This window comes from Nocardia sp. alder85J (genome assembly GCF_020176955.2).
Classification (GTDB): Bacteria; Actinomycetota; Actinomycetes; order Mycobacteriales; family Mycobacteriaceae; genus Nocardia.
In genome coordinates this window covers 280,455-297,858 of record NZ_JAIUCZ020000001.1, presented here as the reverse complement: position 1 = coordinate 297,858, position 17,404 = coordinate 280,455, and the positions used below count along the sequence as shown (strand labels likewise).

Annotated in this window: 16 protein-coding genes; 9 read left to right on the top strand and 7 right to left on the bottom strand. The window is 70.9% G+C overall.

The genetic code is table 11. The annotated features are described in order from the left end of the window. Position 1: 1 nt before the first annotated feature. Both LBW94_RS01355 and LBW94_RS01350 read right to left on the bottom strand, forming a co-directional pair. Positions 2-1,276, bottom strand: coding sequence for a sodium:proton exchanger (locus LBW94_RS01355; RefSeq protein ID WP_225055751.1), 1,275 nt, complete (start codon positions 1,274-1,276; stop codon positions 2-4). A gap of 398 nt (positions 1,277-1,674) precedes the next feature. Next, positions 1,675-2,157 carry a MarR family winged helix-turn-helix transcriptional regulator gene (locus LBW94_RS01350; protein ID WP_225055752.1) on the bottom strand — a complete coding sequence of 161 codons (483 nt, stop codon included), beginning with the start codon at positions 2,155-2,157 and terminating at the stop codon, positions 1,675-1,677. Positions 2,158-2,239: 82 nt separating this feature from the next. On the opposite strand from LBW94_RS01350, the gene LBW94_RS01345 reads away from it, so the two are divergent. From LBW94_RS01345 to LBW94_RS01335, 3 genes are all read left to right on the top strand, one after another. Then, entirely contained in the window at positions 2,240-2,926 is a 687-nt protein-coding gene (locus LBW94_RS01345; RefSeq protein WP_225055754.1) for a DUF4386 domain-containing protein, read from the top strand. A gap of 26 nt (positions 2,927-2,952) precedes the next feature. Continuing rightward, positions 2,953-3,717 carry an SDR family NAD(P)-dependent oxidoreductase gene (locus LBW94_RS01340; protein ID WP_225055756.1) on the top strand — a complete coding sequence of 255 codons (765 nt, stop codon included), beginning with the start codon at positions 2,953-2,955 and terminating at the stop codon, positions 3,715-3,717. A 116-nt stretch (positions 3,718-3,833) separates the two neighbouring features. Continuing rightward, positions 3,834-4,829: a glycoside hydrolase gene (locus tag LBW94_RS01335; RefSeq protein ID WP_225055757.1), complete on the top strand. Its 996-nt coding sequence runs from the start codon at positions 3,834-3,836 to the stop codon at positions 4,827-4,829. A 25-nt stretch (positions 4,830-4,854) separates the two neighbouring features. Here the strand turns inward: LBW94_RS01335 and LBW94_RS01330 are convergent, their stop codons facing one another. Continuing rightward, positions 4,855-5,361, bottom strand: a complete 507-nt coding sequence (locus LBW94_RS01330) for a hypothetical protein (RefSeq protein WP_225055759.1) — start codon at positions 5,359-5,361, stop codon at positions 4,855-4,857. Between the two features lie 273 nt (positions 5,362-5,634). Between LBW94_RS01330 and LBW94_RS01325 the strand changes: the two genes are divergently transcribed. Both LBW94_RS01325 and LBW94_RS01320 read left to right on the top strand, forming a co-directional pair. Then, positions 5,635-6,432 carry an SDR family NAD(P)-dependent oxidoreductase gene (locus tag LBW94_RS01325; RefSeq protein WP_225055761.1) on the top strand — a complete coding sequence of 266 codons (798 nt, stop codon included), beginning with the start codon at positions 5,635-5,637 and terminating at the stop codon, positions 6,430-6,432. 156 nt (positions 6,433-6,588) lie between these two features. Then, positions 6,589-7,578 (top strand): Acg family FMN-binding oxidoreductase, encoded by a 990-nt coding sequence (locus LBW94_RS01320; protein ID WP_255633892.1) that lies wholly within the window; start codon positions 6,589-6,591, stop codon positions 7,576-7,578. A gap of 106 nt (positions 7,579-7,684) precedes the next feature. On the opposite strand, the gene LBW94_RS01315 is transcribed toward LBW94_RS01320, so the two are convergent. Further along, positions 7,685-8,047, bottom strand: coding sequence for an ArsR/SmtB family transcription factor (locus tag LBW94_RS01315; RefSeq protein ID WP_225055764.1), 363 nt, complete (start codon positions 8,045-8,047; stop codon positions 7,685-7,687). Positions 8,048-8,144: 97 nt separating this feature from the next. Between LBW94_RS01315 and LBW94_RS01310 the strand changes: the two genes are divergently transcribed. Next, the gene (locus tag LBW94_RS01310) at positions 8,145-10,088 is read left to right on the top strand and encodes a heavy metal translocating P-type ATPase (RefSeq protein ID WP_323137781.1); all 1,944 of its coding nucleotides are present in this window, start codon (positions 8,145-8,147) and stop codon (positions 10,086-10,088) included. A gap of 113 nt (positions 10,089-10,201) precedes the next feature. Here LBW94_RS01310 and LBW94_RS01305 read toward each other — a convergent pair whose 3' ends face one another. Both LBW94_RS01305 and LBW94_RS01300 read right to left on the bottom strand, forming a co-directional pair. Further along, entirely contained in the window at positions 10,202-11,830 is a 1,629-nt protein-coding gene (locus LBW94_RS01305; RefSeq protein ID WP_225055766.1) for a CocE/NonD family hydrolase, read from the bottom strand. A gap of 182 nt (positions 11,831-12,012) precedes the next feature. After that, positions 12,013-12,480 carry a MarR family winged helix-turn-helix transcriptional regulator gene (locus tag LBW94_RS01300; RefSeq protein WP_225055768.1) on the bottom strand — a complete coding sequence of 156 codons (468 nt, stop codon included), beginning with the start codon at positions 12,478-12,480 and terminating at the stop codon, positions 12,013-12,015. Between the two features lie 84 nt (positions 12,481-12,564). On the opposite strand from LBW94_RS01300, the gene LBW94_RS01295 reads away from it, so the two are divergent. The 3 genes from LBW94_RS01295 to LBW94_RS01285 all read left to right on the top strand — a co-directional run bounded on the left by LBW94_RS01295 (position 12,565) and on the right by LBW94_RS01285 (position 16,000). Next, positions 12,565-13,407, top strand: a complete 843-nt coding sequence (locus LBW94_RS01295; RefSeq protein WP_225055770.1) for an NAD(P)H-binding protein — start codon at positions 12,565-12,567, stop codon at positions 13,405-13,407. A 124-nt stretch (positions 13,408-13,531) separates the two neighbouring features. Further along, entirely contained in the window at positions 13,532-14,692 is a 1,161-nt protein-coding gene (locus tag LBW94_RS01290) for a hypothetical protein (RefSeq protein WP_225055772.1), read from the top strand. 99 nt (positions 14,693-14,791) lie between these two features. After that, on the top strand, positions 14,792-16,000 hold the full coding sequence (locus LBW94_RS01285; protein ID WP_225055774.1) for an amidohydrolase family protein: 1,209 nt from the start codon (positions 14,792-14,794) through the stop codon (positions 15,998-16,000). Between the two features lie 110 nt (positions 16,001-16,110). Here LBW94_RS01285 and LBW94_RS01280 read toward each other — a convergent pair whose 3' ends face one another. After that, a complete protein-coding gene (locus tag LBW94_RS01280; RefSeq protein ID WP_225055776.1) occupies positions 16,111-17,349 on the bottom strand; it encodes a hypothetical protein in 1,239 nt (412 codons plus the stop codon). Positions 17,350-17,404 lie beyond the last annotated feature (55 nt).

Here is a 17,404-nt window from a genome sequence, read left to right as displayed (position 1 = left end):
GTCAGCACGAGGCCGCGACGGGCCGGGGCGGGGCGGGCTGGTCCTCGTCCCGGGTGCGGAACGGCGCGGTGAGGGTGCCGCGCAGCTGCCGGCGGTTGACGATCAGGGCGACGGCGGCGATCACCAGGTAGACGCCGGTGAGGATCAGGCGGCCGTGGGTGCCGGTGACGGGGAACTGGATCGCGAACAGCGCCAGCAGCGTCCAGGCGGCCCAGCGATGGAAGCGCAGACCGAGGATCACCGCCACACCCATCAGGGTCTGCGCGGCGGTGAGCAGCAGTTCCTCGGTCTGGCGGGAATCCAGGACCAGGCTGCTTCCGCCACCGCCGGCCAGGTGCGCGATCGGCAGCGAACCGATCAGCAGCGTCCACTGGTTGACCTTGCTGGACACCAGGGTGGCCAGCGCGGCGGTGCCCTTGCCGCGCGCGGCGAAGATGCTGGCGATCACGAACTCCGGGGCCTCCGAGGCCAGCGGAGCCAGCCACTGCACCAGCAGGAAGCGGTCGACACCCAGTTCGGTGCCGGCGTCGACGAGGCAGTTGGCGAACGGCTCGGCGCAGGCCAGGATCACCACCGCCGCGACCACGAACATGGCCACCACCGTCGCGCGCCGCGTGCGCGTGGACAGGGCGCCGATGGCCGCCGCGGTGCCGATCAGATCCGGCTCCTCGACCTCGCCGCGGGTGAGTTTGTACAGGTAGAACCCGAACCAGGCCAGCAGCGCCAGCCCGAACACCAGATGGATGTGCCCGGTCGCCGGGGCCAGGAAGGCGGCGATACCGGCGATGAGCAGGAAGCCGAGTTCGACCCGGCTGCCCGGTTCGAGGATCAGCTCCCGGACCCTGCGCCCACCGGCCCGATTCGCGACGGCGACGCCGATCAGCACCACCACCGGCCAGCCCAGGCCCATCAGCAGGCGGTTGGATCCGGTCATGTTCGCCGCGGCGTACTGCACGTACGCCGGGTCGTGGCCGGAGGTGTAGGCGTAGTAGAGGTCGACGGCGTATTCGGGTAGCACCGCGATCAGTGCGAGCACGGCGATGGCCAGCCCGCCGGAGACGTCGACCTGCGCGGCCTCGGCCGCCCAGGCCAGCAGGAAGCTGGCCGCGACCACCGCGGCGCCGTAGAGCGCGAGCGACACCACCGCGTCCGGATGCGCGCCGGAGACCCGCAGCACCACCGCGGGCAGGATGAACACCGCGGCGATCAGCAGGGACCGGATCAGCACGCGCGGGCCGGCCGCCGTCGTCTCGGGCCGGGTAGTGCCGTGGTTCATCGAGGATGTCCTTCGGTGTCACAGCCGGGCCGAAGAACCGGGAAAAGGGGTTGCTTCGGCCGACCACTGGAGTGTCGTCCGAAGGTCTCGCTCGCCGACCGGCCACCGATTCGGTGGCCCGCGGTGGACGACCGGGCACCACCAGGTGGCGCCAGCATGTCGACCGTCCGCCCGGCCGCGCCGGAAATCCGCCGCGGCCGGGGAGCTACTCCCCTTCGCTGCTACGACCGTAACCCGAAAGTGACGACCGCGCAAAATCGGCAACCACACGAAATCCGTTGAACGTGAATCCCAATATAAGAATCAGGGCTGGTCCTCCCGGTGCGGACGGGTACCCGGCCGATCGAGTTCGGGTCACAGAACATTCGGCACCGGACCACCGGATACTTTTCGGCAAACTACAGCGACGAGAACCCGGGGTGCAGCAGCGGCGTCAGCCCCTGCGCGGCGGCGACCCGTTGCAGCAGGCCCCGCAACTGTTCCCGTTCGCCCGGATCCAATCCCTCGCACATCGCCTGTTCGTGCGCCATGCCCACCTCGCGCAGCCGCCCGAGCAGTTCCTCGCCCTGGCCGGTCAGGTACACCGCGTGCAATCGGCGGTCGTCGGGATTGCGGCGGCGCTCGATCAGCCCGCGCCGCTCGAGTGTGTCGGCGAACGGGACGAATCGGCTCGGCGGCAGTCCGAGCGCGTCGGCCAGTTCGCGCTGACTGCGACCCGGCGACACCGCCAGCAGCCGCAGCAGGCCCGCTTGCGGCGGGGTCAGGTCGAGCGCGGCCACCCGTTCGGCGAAGCGGCTCGTCGCCTGCGCCCCGATCTGGGCCAGCAGGAATCCGACGCCGCCACCGCGCGGCGGTCCACCCGTCTCGGGATTCGTTTCCACTTCGGGATCGTATCACCTTGACAATCGTTACAGATTGTAATCATTATATTTAGTATACGAATCCGCTCGAACGGAGGACCCCATGACCGCCACCGCCCCGGAACACCCCACCCCCACCCGGCGCCCGCAGTCCGGACCGCCACTGTGGCTACCCGCCACCGTGTTCGCGGTGCTGACCATCGCCTACGTCGTGGTCAACCGATCCACGCCGCATCCCGACGCGACCGCGCTCGACGTCCTGCGTTACGACGGAGACCATGCGGGCGCACTGAAACTCGGTGCCTTCCTGATGCTCGGATCCGCTGTGCCACTGGCGATCACCAGCGCCGTGACCTACCGCAGGCTGCGCGCGCTCGGCATCACCGCCCCCGGCTCGGCCATCGCCCTGGTCGGCGGCGCGCTGGCGGCGAGCACGCTGATGCTGTCGGCGATGTTCGCCTGGACCGCGGGCCGGCTCGGCGCCGACAGCACACCGGCGCTGGCCAAGGCCCTCGCCGACCTCGGCTTCGTCGCGGGCGGCCCGGCTTTCGCCACCCTGTTCGGCCTGCTCGTGGCGGGTATCGCGGTGCCCGGACTGCTCGCGAGACTGCTGCCCGCCCCGCTGGCCCTGATCGGCCTGGCCCTGGCGCTGGTCGCCGAGGTCGCCAGCCTGGGCCTGCTGGTGCGGGCCCTGACCTATCTGCTGCCGATCGTCCGTTTCGGCGGTCTGATCTGGCTGCTGGCCGCCGCGGCCGTACTGCCGCTGCACCGCCCCCGCCGGACCGCCTGAAACCGCTCCACCACAAAGGATTTCCCATGAAGAGCAGCTATCCGGACCTCGACGGCAGAATCGCGGTCGTCACCGGCGGCTCGCGGGGCATCGGCGCGCAGACCGCGCGCTCGCTGGCCGCGCAGGGCGTCGCGGTCTGCGTCGTCGGCCGCGACCGGGACGCACTCGCCGCGGTCGTCGCCGGGATCAGGGCGACCGGCGGCACCGCTGTCGCCGAGGTCACCGACGTCACCGACGAGCACGCGCTCGAACATCTCCGCGCGGTGGTGGCGGCCGACCTCGGCCCGGTGGACATCCTCGCGGCGTTCGCCGGCGGCGAGGGCTACCCGGTGCCGTCACCGCAGCTCACCCCGCAACGCTGGCGGGCGGTCCTCGAGGCCGACCTCACCTCGGCCTTCCTCACCGTCCACGCCTTCCTGCCCATGATGCTGGATCGTTGCCGCGGGTCGATCATCCTGATGTCGTCGGCCTCCGGCCGTCAGCCCAGCCGCGCCAACCTCGCCTACGGGGCCGCCAAGGCGGGACTCACCATGCTCGGCCGGCATCTGGCCACCGAGATCGGTTCCGCGGGTGTGCGCGTCAACACCATCGCGCCCTCCTCGATCCTGACCGAGAAGTCCGCCGCGAACATGCCGGAGGCGGTCCAGCGGCAGGTGGCCGCCGGCCACCCGCTCGGACGCCTGGGTACCACCGGCGACGTCGCGCAGACCGCCCTGTTCCTCGCCTCCGACGTCTCCTCGTACCTGACCGGCCTGACCATCGACGTGGCGGGCGGGCGCATCACCAACTGACCCGGCGCCGGGCCCGAGGCCGCGAGGCGGTAACGACCTCGTCGCGATCACCACACGGCGCTCCGGCGCCGGTGCGTCAGCGGTCCCACAGGGTTTGCTCGTTGAATACTCGGGGGATGACATCGAGTCGGCTGTCTCGCAGAACTGTGCTGGCACTGGCCGCCCGGCTACCTCTGGGTGTGGTGACGATGGGACACGCGGCAGCCACGATGCCACCGATGCGGTACACGATGACGGCGTTCACCAACACCAGCCAGACCGACGTGTGGGTCTACGAATCCAGCGATGCCACGAATTTCACCCTGGTCCGGGCGGCCGCCTACCGGCCGCCCGAGGCCGACCCCGCCGACACCCCGGCGACGGCGGCCACCGACAAGAAGGGCCTGTGCCGCGACCCCAGCGTGTTCCGCCACACCGACGGCGCCTATTACCTGACCTACACCACCGCGTGGGACGGCAACACCATCGGATTCGCCCGCAGCAGGAACCGGATCGACTGGACCTTCCTGTACGAGTACCCGGTGCCGCTGCCGAATGTCGCCCACACCTGGGCCCCGGAATGGTTCGTGGACGGCCGGCAGCGGGTGCACGTCCTGGTGAACATCGACGACGGCACCGGCTTCCGGCCGCACCTGATGACCGCCACCCGCAGCACGCTCACCCTGGAGCAGTGGGCGGCACCGGTGCCGCTGCTCGGACTCGATCCCGCCGCGGGCAGTCTCGGGTACATCGACACCACGATCGTCTGGTCGCGCGGGCTCTACCACGCCTTCGTCAAGAACGAATCGACCAAGAACGTCGAGGTCGCGGTGGCCGACGACCCGGTCGGGCCGTACAGCCTGGTGCGTACCGGCAACTGGGCGCACTGGGGTGGGCCGGGCGAGGGCGATCCCCGGGAGGGGCAATGCCTGATCCCGCTCCCCGACGGCCGCTGGCGTATCTATCTGGACGCCTACGACCTCGACAATCCGCACCACGGCCGCTATCTCTACAGCGACACGGTGACCACCGACCTGCTCGGCGACTGGACCACCCCCGACGAACTGCCGGTGCTGTCCGGGTTCGTCCGCCACTTCACGGTGTTCCCCGAACAGCTGCCGTCCGCACAATGACGGCAGCGCAACGGTTTCCGGTGCCTCAGGCGCCGCAGACGCTGCTGGTGCCGTAGGACTCCGAGCACCAGAAGTAGCCGACGTTCGAGTCGTTCACCGAGGCGTCGCTGTGGTTGCCGAAGTGCAGCACGGTGACCTCGGTGTCGGGTGCGGTGACCAGCGCCGCCTTCCAGAACACGCCGGAGCTCAGCGCGCCGCCGGTGCCGGCGCCGTACAGCGCGGTCCGGTCCTGCAAGGTGATCGTGACGTCGCCCGCGGCGTCGTTGCGGACCCATTGCACGTTCCACTGCTCACCGTCGGCGGCACCGGTGAACAGCGAAATGGTGCCCAGGCCGTCGTAGTACAGCTCCATGCTGCGGTCGTGGCCCTGCCACTTGTGGTCGTACTCCCCGATGCCGGGCAGCAGAACGTCGATCGGCTGCGCCTGCACGACGGCGCCCGGGGCATCCGCCTGCGCGGCCGCGGTACCACCCAGGACACCGGCGGCGGTGATCGCCGCCACCAACACCGCGCGTGCACGATTCGCGAACATTGTGGTTCTCCTCTGCCGGGATCTTCGGGATTCGTTGTCCGACACAAGAAGTGTCCGGCGCGACGGCCGCGGTGGCCAGACACCCCAGGGTCATGCCGTCCACACCCTCGGTGGTGTCCCGGACCCACACCTTCGGCGCGGCCGGACCGCCGTGCGGGTCAGGACGGTTCGCGCTCGGCCCGGGCGACCTGCCCGCGCATCGACGCCAGCCGAGTTCGGATCAGCCCGAGCGGCATCGGTGACCGATCGGCGCGGGCTTGTTACCGTCGCCCGGTGAATCTGGATCTGGACGGAAAACGCGCCATCGTGACCGGCGGTAGCCGGGGTATCGGACTGGCCGTGGCGCGGGCGCTGGCGGCCGAAGGGGTCGACGTGGTGATCGCGGCCCGCTCGGCCGAACCACTCGAGGCCGCGGCGCGGGCGGTGGCCGGGGAGACCGGGCGGCGGGTGCTCGCCGTCCCCACCGACACCGGCGACGACGAACAGGTGCGGCGGCTGGTGGAACGCACGGTCGCCGAACTCGGCGGGGTCGACATCCTGGTCAATTCGGCCGCGACGCCGTGGAGTGCGGGCGCGAGCACCGATCTGGCCGGGACCGATGACGATCTGGTCCGGCGCGAGGTGGAGATCAAGGTGCTCGGATATCTGCGCACGGCCCGCGCGGTGGCGCCGCATCTGGTGGCGCAGGGCTGGGGCCGGATCGTCAACATCAGCGGACTCGGTGCGCGGCAAGCGAATTCGATCGCGCAGACGATCCGCAACGTCAGCGTCTCGGCGCTGACCAAGAATCTCGCCGACGAACTCGGCCCGCACGGCGTGAACGTGACGGTGGTGCATCCGGGCCTGACCAGAACCGAACGGCTCACCCAGCGATTGGCCACGGAGTCGGCGAAATCCGGCACCCCGCCGGCCGAGCTGGAACGCGACCTGGCGCGAAACTCGTTGCGGCGGATCATCGATGCCGAGGACGTCGCCGCCGTGGTGACCTTCCTGGCCTCCCCGCGCAGCGTCGCCGTCACCGGCGACGCGATCGCGGCCGGCGGCGGGGTCCCGGGGCCGATCTACTACTGAGCGCGGGGACCGTTCCGTGACCTTCGCGTCCGGTTCCGGGGTCCGTGTCACGATCCGTCATTCCCGGATCGCAGCGGCCCCGGTCGGGGACGGCGGCCGATGATCGAGGTCCTAAGACCCTCGGCGGGGTGCGGCCGGGCTCCTACCGTGGACACCATGAACAGTGTCCCTTCCGGAGAAGTCGTCGAGAAGGCGGTCCTGCTGGCCGGTCGCGCTCCCTCGTTGCACAACAGTCAGCCGTGGCTGTGGGTCTTCGAGGGCGGCACCCTGCAATTGTTCGCGGTCCGCGAGCGATCGCTGCCCAATACCGATGCCGGCGGACGGCAACTGGTGCTCGGGTGCGGCATCTCGCTCGGGCATCTGTGCGCCGCGCTGGCGGCGTCCGGATGGCGGACGTCGATCGACCGGCTGCCGGACCCGAATCGGCGGGACCATCTGGCGACGGTCCGCTTCGCCCCGGCGCGGATCGTCACCGATGCCGACCTGGACCGTGCCGCCGCCATCCCGCGGCGGCACACCGACCGGCTGCCGTTCGCCGCGCCCGCGAACTGGGACGATTTCGAGGCCGTGCTGCGGTCGATCATCGATCCGGCGGACGCCGTGCTCGACGTGCTGCCCGAGGACAGCCGCCCGGCGTTGGCCCGGGCGTCGCAGCTGACCGCCGATCTGCGCCGCTACGATGCCGGATACCAGGCCGAATTGCAGTGGTGGACAGGGCATGTCATCGGCTCGACCGGAGTGCCGGCGGACGCGCTGACCAGCGCCGAGGAACAGGTGCGGGTGCCGGTGGGACGGGCGTTGCCGGCGACCACCGGCGCGCCGCGGCGGTCCGAGCAGCCCGCCGACCGGTCCACCCTGCTCGCCTTGTCCACCGAGACCGACGACACGGCGGAGGTGCTGCGCTGCGGGACCGCGCTGTCGACCGTGCTGCTGGAGTGCACGGCGGCCGGCTACTCCACCTGTCCGCTGACCCACGTCATCGAATATCCGCGCAGCCGCGCGATCGTGGCGGACCTGCTCGGCGCGGCCCGGCAGCCCCAGGTGCTGGTCCGGGTCGGGACCGCGCCCGACGACCGGGACGAACCGGCGCCGACCCCGCGGTTGCCGCTGTCGGAGATCCTGCGCTTCACCGCCCCGCCGCCGTGACATCCGCGTTCCGGCCCCGCGAAGCAGCGGCCGCTCATGGAACGCCTCGCCAGGCGGCGCTGTACGCCTCACAGCGGCGCACCGCCGAGGACGCCGGGCACCGAGTTCAGCCGGCGGTCCGCGGCTGGTCGGTGAGCCCGAGCCGGAGGTGTTCGCTGTGGTAGACGGCCTCGTCGAGCAGTTGGGCGACGTGGTTGTCGTAGAGGCTGTAGACGATGCTGCGACCGGTGCGGGTGCCGACGACCAGGCCGAGATTGCGCAGCAGGCGCAGCTGATGCGAAACGGCGGACTGTTCCATGCCGACCGATTCGGCCAGTTCGGTCACCGGCAGCGGCCCCTGCCGTAACCGGCTGAGGATCAGCAGGCGGCTGGGAGTGGCGAGCGCCTGCAATGTGGTGGCGACGTGGGCAGCGGCGTCGGCGTCCAGTCGCGCGACCGGTCGGTCGCGGCCCTCGACTCCGTGTCCCATATCGGTGTAGCCTACCCCACACCATATATATGAAGAGACGTTCATGTCTTCAGTTATTCTCGGAAGCGGACGAATTCCGCACGGTGGAGGTGATTCGGTGGTCGCACCGACGGTGGTACCGCTCGGCCCGGCGCGTACCCGGCCGGTGGCCCGGACCGGACTGTTCGCGGTGCCGGAGGTCCGCTGGGCGGCGGCCGCGCTGGCGCTGTTCGTGACGGGCCTGGCGGTGCACGCGAGCGGGGGCCCGGCCTGGCTGCGCTGGGGTGCGTACCTGGCCTGCTGCGCCACCGGCGGCTGGGAACCCGCTCTGGCGGGGCTGAAGGCGTTGCGGGACAAGACCTTGGACGTGGACCTGCTGATGGTGGTGGCCGCGGTGGGCGCGGTGGCGATCGGGCAGGTCACCGACGGCGCGCTGCTGGTGGTCATCTTCGCCGTCTCCGGCGCTCTGGAGGCGCTGGCCACCGCCCGCACCGAGGATTCCGTGCGCGGGCTGCTGAACCTGGCCCCGGACACCGCGATTCGGGTCACCGCCGACGGCGAGGAGCCCGTGCCGGTCACCGCGCTCGAACCCGGGGATGTGCTGATGGTCCGGCCGGGCGACCGAATCGCCGCCGACGCCACCGTGATCGACGGCGCGGGCGAGGTGGATCAGGCCGGCATCACCGGCGAGCCGCTGCCGGTGGACAAGGTCCCCGGCGACGAGGTGTTCGCGGGAACCGTCAACGGCACCGGGGCGCTGTGGATCCGGGTCGATCGCCGCGCCGCCGATTCGGTGGTCGCGCGCATCGCGGCGCTGGTGGAGTCGGCAGGACGAACCAAGGCGCGCACCCAGTTGTTCATCGAGAAGGTGGAGCAACGGTATTCGACGGCGATGGTGGCGGTGACCGTCGCGGTGTTCCTGATCCCGCTGCTCGCCGGTGATCCGTTGCGCCGGGCTCTGTTACGGGCCATGACGTTCATGATCGTGGCGTCGCCGTGCGCGGTGGTGCTGGCGACGATGCCGCCGTTGCTGGCGGCCATCGCCACCGCGGGCCGCCACGGCGTCCTGGTCAAGTCGGCCGTCGTCATGGAACGGCTCGGCGCCACCACATGTCTGGCGTTCGACAAGACCGGCACCCTGACCCGGGGCGCCCCGGAACTCACCGAGATCCGGGTCCTGGATTCGCAATTCGATGCGGAGCAGGCGCTGCGGCTGGCTGCCGCGGCCGAACATCCCAGCGAGCATCCGCTCGCCGCGGCGATCATGCGGGCCGCGCGCGAGCGTGGGCTGTCCCCCGCCCCCGCCACGCATTTCGCCGCACATCCGGGTCGTGGCGTGACCGCCCGGGTCGACGGTCACGACATCGCCGTCGGCTCGCCCGCGGCGCTGCTCCGCGACGACGAGAGTGCCTCCGCCGCTGTCGAATCCGTGCAATCCGCGGGCCACACGGCAGTGGTGGTCCGCTGCGGGCCCCGCCCGGTCGCGGTGCTGGCGATCACCGACGAGGCCCGCCCGGAGGCGGCCGCCGCGGTGGCGGCGGCGCGGCGGCTGACCGGCGCCACACCCGTCCTGCTGACCGGAGACAACCGGGCCGGCGCCGAGCGGATCGCCGCCCGGCTCGGGATCACCGACGTCCGCGCCGAATTGCTGCCCGACGGCAAGGTCGCCGAGGTGCGGCGACTCCAGGCCCGCCCGGCGACGGTCACGGTGATCGGTGACGGCCTCAACGATGCCCCCGCCCTGGCCGCCGCCGACACCGGGATCGCGATGGGTGGCGCGGGCTCGGACCTGACCCTCCGGACCGCCGACGCGGTCGTCATCCGCGACGACCTCACCGCCGTCCCGGCCGTCGTCGCGCTGTCGCGGCGGGCCCGCCGGATCGTGACCGCCAATCTCGTTGTCGCCGCGACCTTCATCGGCGCGCTGGTGATCTGGGACCTGGTGGGCACCCTGCCGCTTCCGCTCGGGGTGGCCGGGCACGAAGGTTCCACCGTCGTCGTCGGCCTCAACGGGCTACGGCTGCTCCGCACCGCCGCCTGGCGCCGTGCGGCGCGGACCTGAGGGGTGTGCTGACCCGAGTGGCGCCATCGCGCCGCTGCGGACAGCCGGCCCCGCCCGCACCCCGGCCTCGGCCGGTCGCCGTCCGCCACCGGCGCTTCCGGCCGCGCCGATCATTACGCCGATGGCAGGTCCAGGCGCCCCGGGCCGGACAGGGTCACCGTGTCGCCGGGTTCGGTCTCGCCCGCGTACAGCGGATCCTCGGTGGCGAGGACGAGGACGAGGTGATGGCCGAGGGGAACGCGGTAATCGGTTGCCTGCAAACGCACTTCGATCGGGACCGGCTGTCCGGGTGCGGTGGGGTGCACGGTCGCGGGCGCATGCGTGACGATGCGTAGACTGCCGGTGAGCGGGTTGAAGTCGAAGAGATAGACCACGACGGTGACGGCCGCGCCGGAGGTGCCCACCGTGATCCGGAATTCGGGAATGCCCGCGAGGTGGCGTGGTTTCAGGAACGGCGCCGGAGTCCGCCACACCGCGGCCGTGGTGCGGTCGACGTCGGCGAGTTGCTGCCGCACCGGCATCAGCAGCCGCTCCAGAAAGCCGTCGAACACCAGCTGATTCACGGCGTGGACGTGCGGATCACCGGCCCGGATGGTCTGTTCGAACGACGTGGGCTCGGAAACCAATCTGCCGTCCCGGCTTTCGCCGGTGGGCGGCGCGAGGTGATACGACCGGGCCGGCTCGGACCACGACGCCAGGTCGCGGGACGCGGTCATGGTGAAGCTGTACATGGTCTCGGTGTGCACCGCACCGTCGCTGTCGATGCCGTTGTCCACGCCGCGCACGTAACGGTCCAGCCAGTCGTAGGCGGCCTCGGTGGTGCGGGTGTAGACACCCAGCAGCAGACCCGGAATCTCCACCGCGCCATGGTCGCCGACGGCCAGATCGAGGCGTTTGGGTCCGGGGAATCGGGAGAAATAGTCCAGCAATTGATTCTGCGGGAAGATCGTCTCGTGCCAGTAACTGGTGAAAAAAGTGGGCACCGAACGCAGTTCGTGCGGCGGGATACCCGCGGGCGAACGGCGCCGGGCATATTCGAGCACCCGGTCGATATCGACGTTCTCCCGGAAAGCCCGGAGCACGTCCAGTAATTCGGCGCTGGGATGTTCACTGATGCTCGCCAGCGCGTCGGCGGCCATGATGTGGCGGGTGTGGTCGCTGTAGAGCGCCTCGCCGAGGTCGGCCCAGGTGCTCAGGGCGACAACGGCTCTCACCCGCGGGTCGGCCTGGGCGACGAGCTGGCTGATGCCGGAGCCGTAGGAGATTCCGGCCATGCCGATCCGCTCGGGATCGGCGTCGAGGTCGGGATGCGCCAGCGCCCAATCGATCACCCGGCTGCCGTCGACCACATCCTCGGGACCGGCCACGGTCAGCTCTCCCTCGGAACCGGGCAGTCCGCGCTCGGTGTACGCGACGACGGCGTAGCGGCGCAGCAGCAGCCTGATCACGGCTCCCGAGTACATCTTCCAGCCCGTCGGATCGAGTCCGGCGGGCAGTACGATCAACGGGTGCGGGCCACCGGTGAGCGGCCAGGCGGCGATGGCGTCGAGCAGAACGCCGCCGGCGCCCGGTATTTTCACCTGGCCGAACCGGGACAGCGGCCGGATCGCGGCGATGTCCTCGGCCAGATAGGCGGGGACGCCGGTGGCGTCTCCGGTGAGCAGGTCGTCGACGACCGCGAGTACATCGGCTTCCTGATCGGGAGCGAGCAGACGCAGTTGGTCCGGGCGAATTTCGGACATGACCGTATCCTTTCGATTCTGCGTGTATTCCGTTGCGACAGAAATGCTTCACGGCGAAAGGCGATAACGCGGGGCCGGATGACCGGACACCCCACGTACGGCAATCGTACAGCGCCGACGGCCGCAGTACGGGTCGAATCGATCGAACGCGGTTGTCGTACAAATGGTTCAGCGGCGCTGTCTCAAACCTGTTCTGTCTCCCGGTGATACGCCAGCAGGGTGTCGACGAACAGGCGGCGCTGCGCCGGGGTCAGCGGCGCCAGGGCCCGGCGCCAGGCGTGCGCGCCGGGCGCGAGCCAGGTTTCGATGGCGGGGCGATGCGCGTCGGCGATCCCGATGATCCTGCGCCGGCGGTCGCTGTCGTTCTCGTGGCGGGTGAGAATGCCCTTGCGGCTCATGTCGCCGACCATCAGGCTCACCGTCGTCGGGGCCACACCGAGGCGGGCCGCCAGTTCGTTCACCGTCATCGCGCCGTCGAACAGCAACAGCGACAGCAGTGACAGGTGACGCGGGGTCAGCTCCATGGTCCGCAACTCGGGGGGTACCGGCAGGCGCTTGACCCGGCCCATGATGCGCGGCATCAGCAACAGCAGTTCCCGGACCGACGCGTCCAGTTCGCCGTCCGGCCCGAGCCCGGCATTGGTTGACACCGCACCACCCTCCAAATACCTTTGTTTGCAAAGCTGTTTTGCTCTGCGTCGGAGTCTCCGGCGATCCCTCCCGACAGGACCGACATGACCATTCTCGTAACCGGTGTCCGCGGCGGCATCGGCGGCCGGGTCGCCACGCTGCTCGCGGCGGCCGGGCGCCACGTCCGGGGCACGACCCGCACGCTCGACGGACCCCCGGCCCCCGGCGGCGTCGAGCTCGTGGAACTCGACATCGACGACCCGCGTACCGCCGACGCCGCCCTCACCGGCGTCGACACCCTGTTCCTCTACCCGACCAGGGGCGATTGCGAGACGTTCCTCGCCGCGGCGCGGGATCACGGGGTCCGGCATGTCGTCCTGCTGTCGTCGCCGGCCGCGTTCGAGGCCGGTGAGCACGACCGGCTGATCGGCCACATCCACCGCGCGGCCGAGGACCGGGTGCAGCGCAGCGGCCTGCCCGCCACGATCGTCTATCCGAGCTGGCTGGCGACCAACGCCCGCCGCGACTGGGCCGCGCAGATTCGCGAGCGGGACCACCTCGCCCTCGCCTACCCGGACGCGCAGATCAACCCGATCCACCTCGACGATGTCGCGGAGGTCGTCGCGGACCTGCTCACCCGGGACACCCACCGCGCCCGCTGGCACGTGCTGACCGGCCCGGCGGTGCTGCGGGTCCGCGACGCCGTCGCCACCGTCGCCGAGACCATCGGCCGCCCGCTGCGCATCGACGAACTCGACCGGGCACAGGCCCTGGCCACCCGTCCGCCCGCCATGCCCGAGGCGGTCCTGGAAGTGCTGCTGGACGTGGCGGCCACGGCCGTCGACACACCCCCGCTGGTCACCAACGCCGTCGAACGCATCACCGGCCACCCGGCCCGCAGCTTCGCCGACTGGGTCGCCACCCACCGCGAGTCCTTCTTGCCGTGAGCCCGCACTCGCGACACTGCCGGTGACCCCGCAGGTGGTGTCCGGACTGCCGGATCCGCGGCGCGCCGAACCGGGACGACCGTCCGCACCGGCGACGATCGGTGCGGACGTAGGCTGAGTGCTCATGACGCTCGACGAGGTCGCCGCCGAGCTCTACGGGTTGCCACCCGCGGAGTTCGTGGCGGCGCGCACCGAGCGTGCGCAGCGCGCCCGCGCCGCCGCAGACAAGACCCTGGCGTCCGCGATCGAGAAGTTGCGTCGACCCACTGCCGCCGCACAGGCGGTGAATCTGCTGGCGCGAGCCGCGCCCGAGGACGTCCACGCACTGCTGGAACTCGGAGAGCAGCTGCGCGAGGCCCAGCGGCGGCTGTCCGGCGTCCAGCTGCGCACCCTCAGCACCCAGCGGCAGCAGCTGATCAACGCGGTCGCCCGCCGCGCCGCCGAACTCGCCACGGCCGCCGGACGACCTCCGAGCGACGCGACCCTGCGCGACATCGGCACCACCCTGCACGCGGCCCTGGCCGATGCGGCGGTGGCCGACCACGTCCGCGCCGGAACCCTCGCCACGGCGGCCAGCTACGAAGGCTTCGGCCCCGCCGCAACGACGTCCGGGCCCGCTGCCGACACAGCGGAACACCGCGGAGCACCGTCCGCGGACCCGCCGCAGGACAAGCCCGCCCGATCCGGGCCTGCCGCACACCGGGACACCCCTTCCCGGAAACGAGTCGCGGCCGACTCCCGCCGCGAACAGGCCCGGCGCGAGCTCGAGCAGGCGCTCGCCGACATCGAAACCGCCCGCGCCGCAGTCACTTCCGCAGCCACCGACCACGACTCCGCCGCCGCCGAGCTGGCGGGGGCGCAAACCCGGGTCACCGGCCTGCGCGCCGAACTGGCCGAAGCCGAGGATCAGCGCAGGACCGCCGCGACGGCCGAGCGGCGAGCAGCTGTTGCGCCGGGCCGGGCAGCAATGGGAGCGGGCAGAGCAACGCGCCGAGCACCTGCGCACCCGCACCGACGCCCCCTGACCCGGCGACAGTACGGGTACCGGGCCGAATCCGAATCCACCGTCGATCACCCGCGCGCCGAATCGGCCATGGCACCGGATCCTCGCCGCACCGGCCGAGCGCGGTCGATCGTCCGGCGACCGGAGTCCGGTGGCGAGGGTTACCGGCGGCCGCCGGAGCGCCGTCGCTGTCGCCGGGTCCGTGAAGCGCGTCACGCGCTCACATCGGCCGTCGGTCCGAACCCGTCGATATCGACCTCCCGGACCATCTTGCATAAGTGAGCGCTTACTGAGAAGTTGGAGGTGTACAAGGCCCGCCGCCGGCACCGGCCCGCGGCTGCGACGACCGAGGGCCGGACCCAGACATGAGGAGAGCGCACGATGCCGAGGCCGAACTGGCAACTGCTTCCGGATCCGGAACCGCAGGAGCGTAGTTACTCGATCATCTCGGTGGACGACCACCTCACCGAGCCCGCCGACATCTTCGTGAAGCGCTTCCCGGCGAAGCTGCGCGATCAGGCGCCGCAGGTCATCACCACACCCGACGGCTCGGAGGCGTGGGTCTACCGGGACCGGCTCTACCGCGACAACGGGATGAGCGTGGTGGCCGGGCGGCCGCAGACCGAGTGGAGTCTCGATCCGCTCAATTTCAGCGAGATGCGCCGGGCCGCATGGGATGTGCACGCGCGGGTGCGCGACATGGACATCGACGGCATCTGGGCGTCGCTGTGCTTCCCGTCCGGCGCCTGGGGTTTCACCGGCCGGGTGCTGTCGATGAACAACGACACCGAGGTCGGGCTGGCCGCGGTGCGGGCCTGGAACAGCTGGATGCTCGAGGAATGGCACGGGGCCTACCCGGAGCGGTTCATCCCGATGCAGTTACCGTGGTTCAAGGATCCGGTGCTCGCCGGTGAAGAGGTGCGCCGCAATGCCGAACTGGGCTTCACCTCGGTGTCCTTCCTGGAGTCGCCGCATCTGCTGAAGCTGCCGCCGATCACCGACCACAAGCACTGGGAGCCGTTCTTCAAGGCGTGCGAGGAGACCGACACGGTGCTCTCGCTGCATTGCGGCGCCAGCGGTTTCGTGTTGCAGGGCTCCCCCGGCGGCGGCCTGAACGTGCAGACCTCACTGTTCCCCGCCGGCGCGTTCTGCGCCGCCGTGGACTGGGTGTGGGCCGGTATTCCGGCGCTGTACCCCAACCTGAAGATCGCGCTCAGCGAGGGTGGCATCGGCTGGGTGCCGATGGCGATCAACCGCCTCGACTACGTGCTCGAGCATTCCGGCGCCAGCGGCGGGTGGAACTACGACGTGACGCCGAGCGAGGCGCTGCGCCGGAACTTCTACTTCTGCATGCTGGACGACCCGGGCACGCTGGACCAGCGGCACATGATCGGCGTCGATCACATCATGTTCGAAACCGACTTCCCGCACGCCGATTCGACCTGGCCGAACTCACAGCAGTTGCTGCGCAAGCGATTCGCCGATCTGCCGGAGCACGAAGCGGTCGCGATCGCGGGCGGCAATGCCGCCCGGTTGTTCCGGCACCCGCTGCCCCAGGGCGGCGACTGGCCGGCCATCCCGGCGCAATAGCGCCCCGGCCCACCCGGAGCCGCGAGCCCGCCGGGGCCGCAGCTCCGGGGCCGGCCCTACGGCATGCGCCGCTGGGAACACCGTTGCGCCGCAAGGTGATATCGCGGGCGTCAGGCCGGGCAGCTCCCGTCCCGCACCGCGGCGATCGCGCACAGGGTGGCGTGCGGGTAGTACGGGCCCATGATTCCGGCGGCCTGCTCGGCGGTGCCGTCGACCGGCACCTGCTGCACGGCGTACGGAAACTCACCGGCGGGCAGCATGTTCCGCACCAGCATCACCTCGGGGGTGGCGGGGTGCGCGACGGACATCGGCACGAACGTCGCGCCCGGGACGGCCTCGATCTCGGCGCGCTGCGCCTCGGTGCCCACCACAAAGGTGTAGTCGCCCGCGGCATCGAGCGCGGTCTGCTCGTCGGTGCGGCAGCCGTTGTCCGCCGAACCGTCGGCGGCGGGGTTGACCACTACCGGACCGGGCAGCATCGCCAGATTCGTGCAGAACGAGAAGTAGCGGACGTCGGTGCCGGAGCCGGGCGGCCACACCGTCGGCTCGGTCCCCGCGGGAGCCTTCGGCGCCCGGCCCCGCACCACCATCACCCGGCCGTCCGCCGGTGGCGTGAATGTCGCGCTGAGATAGGCGTTGTCGACGTTCGGGAACGCGCCCGCGCCGCTGACCCGGCGGAACTCCTGACCGCCGGAAAGCTTGCCCGGCAGGCCGATTCCGGCATCGCCGAGGACCTGCGACACGGCACCGAGGACGCCGCCGCCGCCGACACACGATCCCAGTGTGCGCGTACCGGATTCGTCGCTGATACGTACCTCCGGCAGCACCGGCCCGGCCCCACCGGCGGGCAGGTATTCGCGGAGGATCAGGTAGCCGTTGCCCGACCGCACCCCGTCCGGCGCGAGCGGGAGGGTGTTGGGCCCGCCCGCGGTCGCGGCGACCGTCACGGTGTAGGCGCCGCCCTCGCCCGGATGCTGCCAGGGGTTGTTCGTCCCCGGATCCGCCTCGATCCGGTAGTCGGGCAGGGCGGAAGCGACGCCGCCCGCGGTGAAACTGCTGAACCGCGCGTCGTAGGTGTTGAACGACATGTATCGCGCCTGCGGGAAGCGGCCGGTGACCGTGATGGTCGTGCCGGGCCGCACCTGATAGGGCATGATCCAGTACCACGCGCCGGTGTCCGGCAGCGCGACGTTCACCTGCTCGATCGTGCGCGGCGACACCTCCGCGTTCCAGGCGCACGACGAATCCGGTTGCGCCACCGGCTCTCCCGCCGACGCCGTGGCGCCGATTCCGGTGGCCGCGACGACGGTGACACCGACGCTCAGGACCGCGTTCACAACATCTCGCACGCGCCTGGATCCTCCTCGTGAACGAACGGCCGATACCGGTTCGGCACCACCGTTT